Raw genomic sequence first — 5,819 nt, 5'->3', positions numbered from 1 at the left:
CGTTCGTGAAGTCGAAGAAGAGCGCGAGAGCGATGACCAGAACGACGATCAGGGCTGCGGTTTCCACCGTTCGCTTTCCGAGAAGGGATGGGAAAAGGAAGTGCCGACGGGATCGGCGCGACGAACGAAGAGTTCACCAGGACGTAAGGAACCGGCAACCGGCCACGAGAATCCTACATCGCCGAAACTGTCGATCCACTCTGCCCAGGAGTTAGCGTGGAACGGTGACTCTCAGCGATTCCGCTCCCGCCCCGTCCACGCCTGACGACGGCATCCGTCCCCCCGTCGCGCCGGTGCGCGCCACCGTCCGATCCCACCACGGAGACGACGTCGAAGACCGCTACGAATGGTTCCGCGCCAAAGAAGACGCGGAGGTCATCGCACATCTCGAGGCCGAGAACGCGTACACCCAGCAGCGCACCGCGCACCTCGACGGCCTGCGTGAGCGCATCTTCGACGAGATCAAGGGACGCACGCTCGAGACCGACCTGTCGGTGCCGACCCGCCGCGGCGACTGGTGGTACTACGGTCGCACCGTCGAAGGCAAGCAGTACGGCATCCAGTGCCGCGCTCCCCTCGCCTCGCCCGACGACTGGACGCCGCCCTCGCTGAGCGCCGACACGGAGGTTCCGGGCGAGCAGATCCTGCTCGACAGCAACGTCGAGGCCGAAGGCAGCGAGTTCTTCTCGCTGGGCAGCTTCGAGGTGTCGAACGACGCGCGTCTCATGCTCTACGGCGTCGATGTGGCGGGCGACGAGCGCTACACCGTGCGCGTGCGCGATCTGGAGACCGGCGCAGACCTGCCCGACGTCATCCCCGACACGTTCGCCGGCGCGACGTTCTCGCCCGACGGCCGCTTCATCGTCTACACGACCGTCGACGACGCATGGCGCCCCGACACCGTGTGGCTGCACGAGCTCGGCACGCCCGTCGAGGACGACGCCAAGCTCTTCCACGAACCCGACGAGAAGTACTGGGTGGGCGCGGGATTCACCCGCAGCGACCGGTTCCTCGTGATCGGCCTCGGCTCGTCGATCACCAGCGAGGAATGGCTGCTGGATGCCGACGACCTGCGCGGCGAGCCGCGGGTGGTGTGGCCGCGCACCGAAGGGGTCGAGTACGACTCCGAGCACGCCGTCATCGACGGTGAGGACGTGCTGTTCATCCTCCACAACGACGGAGCCCTCGACTTCGAGCTCGTCCGGGTGGCGGCATCCGACCCGTCCGGAGCGCGGGAAGTCGTGATCCCCCACCGTCCCGGCGAGCGCCTGCTGGGCGTCTCGACGTTCCGCGACTGGGGTGTCGTGGGGTACCGGCGCGGCGGTCTCGCACGGCTCGGCATGCTCTCGTACGCCGACGGCAGCGTCGATGAGATCGCGTTCGACGAGCCCCTGTACTCGGTGGGCACCGGCGGCAACCCGGAGTGGGCTCCGCCGCTGCTGCGCCTCGGCTACGGCTCCTTCGTCACGCCCGGCACCGTGTACGACCTCGACGTCGCGACCCGCGAGCTGCACCTGCGCAAGCGCCAGCCCGTGCTCGGCGGCTACGACCCGGCCGAGTACGCCCAGGAGCGCGTGTGGGCGACCGCCCAGGACGGCACGCAGATCCCGATCTCGCTCGTCTACAAGCGGTCCTTCGGCGATGCGGGCGTCGCGCCGCGGCCCGTGCACCTGTACGGCTACGGCTCGTACGAGCACTCGATCGAGCCCGGCTTCTCGGTGCCGCGCCTGTCGGAACTCGACCGCGGCGTCGTGTTCGCCGTCGCACACGTGCGCGGCGGCGGCGAGATGGGCCGGCAGTGGTACGAGGACGGCAAGCTCCTCTCCAAGCGCAACACCTTCACCGACTTCGTCGACAGCGCGCTGCACCTCATCGACCACGGCTACACCACGGCCTCGCAGCTCGTCGCCGAAGGCGGCTCGGCCGGGGGCCTGCTCATGGGCGCGGTCGCCAACATCGCCCCGGAGCTGTTCGCCGGCATCCTGGCCGATGTGCCGTTCGTGGACGCGCTCACGACGATCCTCGATCCGTCGCTCCCCCTCACCGTGATCGAGTGGGACGAGTGGGGCGACCCGCTGCACGACCCCGAGGTGTACGCGTACATGAAGTCGTACTCGCCGTACGAGAACGTGCGTGCGGACGTCGAGTACCCGCGCATCCTCGCGGTGACCTCGCTCAACGACACCCGCGTGCTGTATGTCGAACCGGCCAAGTGGGTCGCGCGCCTGCGCGAGGTCGGCGCCGACGCGCTCCTCAAGTGCGAGATGGTCGCCGGCCACGGCGGCGTCTCGGGCCGCTACAACGCGTGGCGCGAGCGGGCCTTCGAGCTCGCCTGGCTGCTCGACGTCCTCGGCGTCGCGGACGCACCGGCTTGAGGCGGAGCACCGCACACAGCAAGAGAGTGGATGCCGCGGCCGAGGCATCCACTCTCTCGACGTCGATCAGCCGAAGAGGGCGGCGGCCTCTTCGTAGCGGTACAGGGGCACCGTGTTGAGCTCGCCCAGGGCCTCGGCGAACGGGACGCGCACGATGTCGGTGCCGCGCATGGCGACCATCTGGCCCCAGGCGCCGTCGACGACCGCGTCGGCGGCGTGCAGGCCGAGGCGCGTGGCGAGCACGCGGTCGAAGCCCGACGGCGAACCGCCGCGCTGGATGTGGCCGAGGACGGTCGAGCGGGTCTCGATGCCGGTCAGGCGCTCGATCTCGGGCGCGAGCACCTCGCCGATGCCGCCGAGGCGGGGGCGGTTGAACGCGTCCAGGCCCTTGTCGCTGTACGCCTCGTCCATGCCCTTGAGGGTAAAGCCCTCCGACACGACGACGAGCGGCGCCCGGCCGCGGTCGTGGGCCCGGGTGACGAGGTCGGCGACCTCTTCGAGAGACATCGGCACCTCGGGGATGCAGATCGCGTGCGCGCCGGCGGCCATGCCGGCGTGGAGGGCGATCCAGCCGACGTGACGGCCCATCACCTCGGCGACCATGCAGCGCTGGTGCGAGTCGCCGGTCGTGCGCAGGCGGTCCATCGCATCCGTGGCGATGTTGACGGCGGTGTCGAACCCGAACGAGTAGTCGGTGGCGCGCAGGTCGTTGTCGATGGTCTTCGGGACGCCGAGCACGTTGATGCCGTCGTTGGAGAGCCGGTTGGCGGCGGCGAGCGTGCCCTCGCCGCCGATCGCGATGATGCCGTCCAGACGGTGGCCGTACATCGTCTTCGCGATGTTCTCGGCCCCGCCGCGGGGTCCTTCGTAGGGGTTCGTGCGCGAGGTGCCGAGGATGGTGCCGCCGACCTTCGACAGACCCTTCACCTCGTGGCGGGTCAACGGGAAGAAGTCGCCGTCGACGACGCCGCGCCATCCGTCGCGGATGCCGACGAACTCGAGGTCGTACGTGGTCGTGCCCTTGAGCACGACGCCACGGATGACCGCGTTGAGTCCGGGACAATCGCCGCCGCTCGTCAGGATGCCGATCTTCATGCTGTGTTCCTCGCTGTCGGGTGAAGAGGGACGGCGACGCTGCCTCACCCGACATTAGTGCCGGATGCCGCGACCTGCCACACGGCGCGGTCGCGGCATCCGGTCCACGAGGCTCAGGCCGCGCCGAGCGCCTGACGCAGCAGGTGCATGAGCGCCGACAGCTGCACGGAATCGCTCGACTGCGGGTCGACCGCCTCGCCGTCGAGCGCACGGGCGGCGAGGCCCTGCTTCGAGTCGATGAGCTCGGCGATCTTGGTGTCGATCGTGTGCGCGGCGATGATGCGCCACGCGGTGACCGGCTCGTCCTGGCCGATGCGGTGCACGCGGTCGATCGCCTGCGTCTGCTCGGCGGCCGTCCACGACAGCTCGGCGAGCACGACGTTCGACGACGCCTGCATGTTCACACCGACACCGGCGGCGGTCAGCGAGCAGACCGCGATGCCGACCTCGGGATCGTTGTTGAAGGCGTCGATCGCCTGCTGGCGCGCGGTCGACGCCTGGTCGCCGCGCAGGGAGACGGTCTTGAGGCCCGCCTGAGCGAAGTGCGCCTCGGCGGCGTCCATCACGTCGATGTGCTTCGCGAAGAACACGACCTTGCCCACCGAGCGCTGCAGCTGCACGGCGTAATCGGCGGCGAGCACCGCCTTCGCCTGGCCGATCCTGCGGACCATCGTGAAGACGTTCTCGGAGCCGGTTCCGGCGGCCTTGGACTCTTCGAGTTCGTTGTGGGCGACGAGCCGGACGATGTCGTCGTCGATCTCGCCGGGCGCGAGACCGCGGTCGCCGCGCGCCTCGATGATGCGGCGGTACTTCGCGGCCAGACGCTCTCCGAGCTCGCGCTCCGCCTGGCGGATCGAGCGGCCGAACTCGTCGTCCAGCTCCACCGGCAGGTCGGCGATGAGCTTGTCGGGCAGGTCCGTGGCGACGTCCTTCTTGCGACGGCGCACGATGCCCATCGAGATGACGGCGTCGCGCGCCTCGGGGTAGAACGCCTTGTCGGCCGGCGTGAGCCCGGTCTCGTCGAGCTTGTCCATGAGGACGGGGCCCGGCTTCTCGCCGTTGGTCCACCCGAGGAAGCGCCAGATGGCGTCGAAGTCCTCGACGTCGTTGATGAGCGGCGTTCCCGTGAGCGCGAGCAGCAGCGGGTTGGAGACCTGCTCGCGGATGCGGTTCGCCAGCGCCAGCACGTTCTGCGAGCGCTGCGACGTGAGGTTCTTGATGAAGTGCGCCTCGTCGACCACGAGGCCCTTGAGCCCGATCGAGCTCAGCCACGACAGGTGGCGGTCGAGGATCTCGTAGTTGACGATGAACACGTCGGCGAACGCGTCGATGTCCTCGCCGTCGCCCTGGATGACGGTGGCGCGGCGCTGCGGCGTCCACCGCTCGACCTCGCGGGCCCAGTTCATCTTCACGACGTTGGGGACGACCGCCAGAAGCGGGTACGCATCGGCGACGGATGCCGCCAGCACGGACTCCGCCGTCTTGCCGAGGCCCGGCTCGTCGGCGAGCAGGAAGGTGCGGTGGCCCGCGCGCACGGCTTCGAGGAAGCGGGACTGGTGCGGCATGACCTCGAGCCCGCGCGGCGACAGCCGGTCGAACTCGGGCACGGGCGGGAGCTCCATGGTGGCGCTCCCACCGCCGGCACCGGTCTCGAACGCCTTGTACAGCGGGCCCATGAGCTCCCAGCTGTCCAGGCGACGCCGCGGCGTCTGCTTGGGTGCGCGCATCGTGAGGTCGGGCGCCAGGAACGGGTTCGACTCGCGACGTGCCTCGACCTGCGGCGGCACGACCTGGCGCTCGGCCAGTGCGGCCGGGACGACGGTCGCGACGGCGGGGGCGACGTCGGTGATGATCAGCTCGTCCGGCGGCAGCTCCGCACCGGACTCGAGCAGCCAGTCACGGCGCATGCGGCGTGCGACCGGCGAGGTGGCCTGGTCGACCTCGAGCAGCTGGATGAGCGACGTGTCGCGAGCGGCGGTCTTCGCCAGGATCGTGGCCACACCGTCGAGACGCTTGAGCAGTTCGGCGCGGGCGGCGTCGGTGAGCGACGTGTCGCCCTTGACGCGGGCGCGCTCCTCGCGCACCAGGAACGCGATCACCTGGAACTTGACGCGGTTGGTCGGCCCGAGCTTGCCGCGCTGGGCCTTCGCCTCGACCTCGCGCACCTTGCGGGCGAGGATCGGGATGATGGGGGCCTCGTCGTCGCGGCGTGCGGACGAGGACTTGCGGCGACGCTGCGCCGTCTGGGCGGGTGCCGTGGTCGGCATGCTCCTCCTGAGCGTGAATGCCGGAAATCGACCGGCGATGATCGGATGACACCGATGGTGCTGCGTACTCCCGCGGGCGGCG

The 5,819-nt window shown here is 69.8% G+C and carries 4 protein-coding genes; 2 read left to right on the top strand and 2 right to left on the bottom strand.

The window, feature by feature from the left end:
• Positions 1-265 (top strand): hypothetical protein (locus ACTHNQ_RS18720; RefSeq protein ID WP_440335450.1); only part of this gene is annotated, 265 nt, incomplete at its 5' end.
• Positions 225-2,375, top strand: a complete 2,151-nt coding sequence (locus ACTHNQ_RS18715) for a S9 family peptidase (RefSeq protein ID WP_440335449.1) — start codon at positions 225-227, stop codon at positions 2,373-2,375. The genes ACTHNQ_RS18720 and ACTHNQ_RS18715, both read left to right, overlap by 41 nt.
• A 66-nt stretch (positions 2,376-2,441) precedes the next feature.
• Here the strand turns inward: ACTHNQ_RS18715 and ACTHNQ_RS18710 are convergent, their stop codons facing one another.
• The gene (locus tag ACTHNQ_RS18710; protein WP_440335448.1) at positions 2,442-3,470 is read right to left on the bottom strand and encodes an ATP-dependent 6-phosphofructokinase; all 1,029 of its coding nucleotides are present in this window, start codon (positions 3,468-3,470) and stop codon (positions 2,442-2,444) included.
• 113 nt (positions 3,471-3,583) lie between these two features.
• Positions 3,584-5,737, bottom strand: a complete 2,154-nt coding sequence (locus ACTHNQ_RS18705; protein ID WP_440335447.1) for a DEAD/DEAH box helicase — start codon at positions 5,735-5,737, stop codon at positions 3,584-3,586.
• Positions 5,738-5,819 lie beyond the last annotated feature (82 nt).

Source organism: Microbacterium sp. (assembly GCF_051953575.1).
GTDB lineage: Bacteria > Actinomycetota > Actinomycetes > Actinomycetales > Microbacteriaceae > Microbacterium.
Note: the sequence above shows the minus strand (reverse complement) of the source record. Positions and strands in the feature narration are given on the sequence as shown.

What these genes read in the sequence shown, in the direction of transcription:
- ACTHNQ_RS18710 (WP_440335448.1), bottom strand. Translation starts at nt 3,470, where the DNA reads ATGAAGATCGGCATCCTGACGAGCGGCGGCGATTGTCCCGGACTCAAC.
- ACTHNQ_RS18705 (WP_440335447.1), bottom strand. Translation starts at nt 5,737, where the DNA reads ATGCCGACCACGGCACCCGCCCAGACGGCGCAGCGTCGCCGCAAGTCC.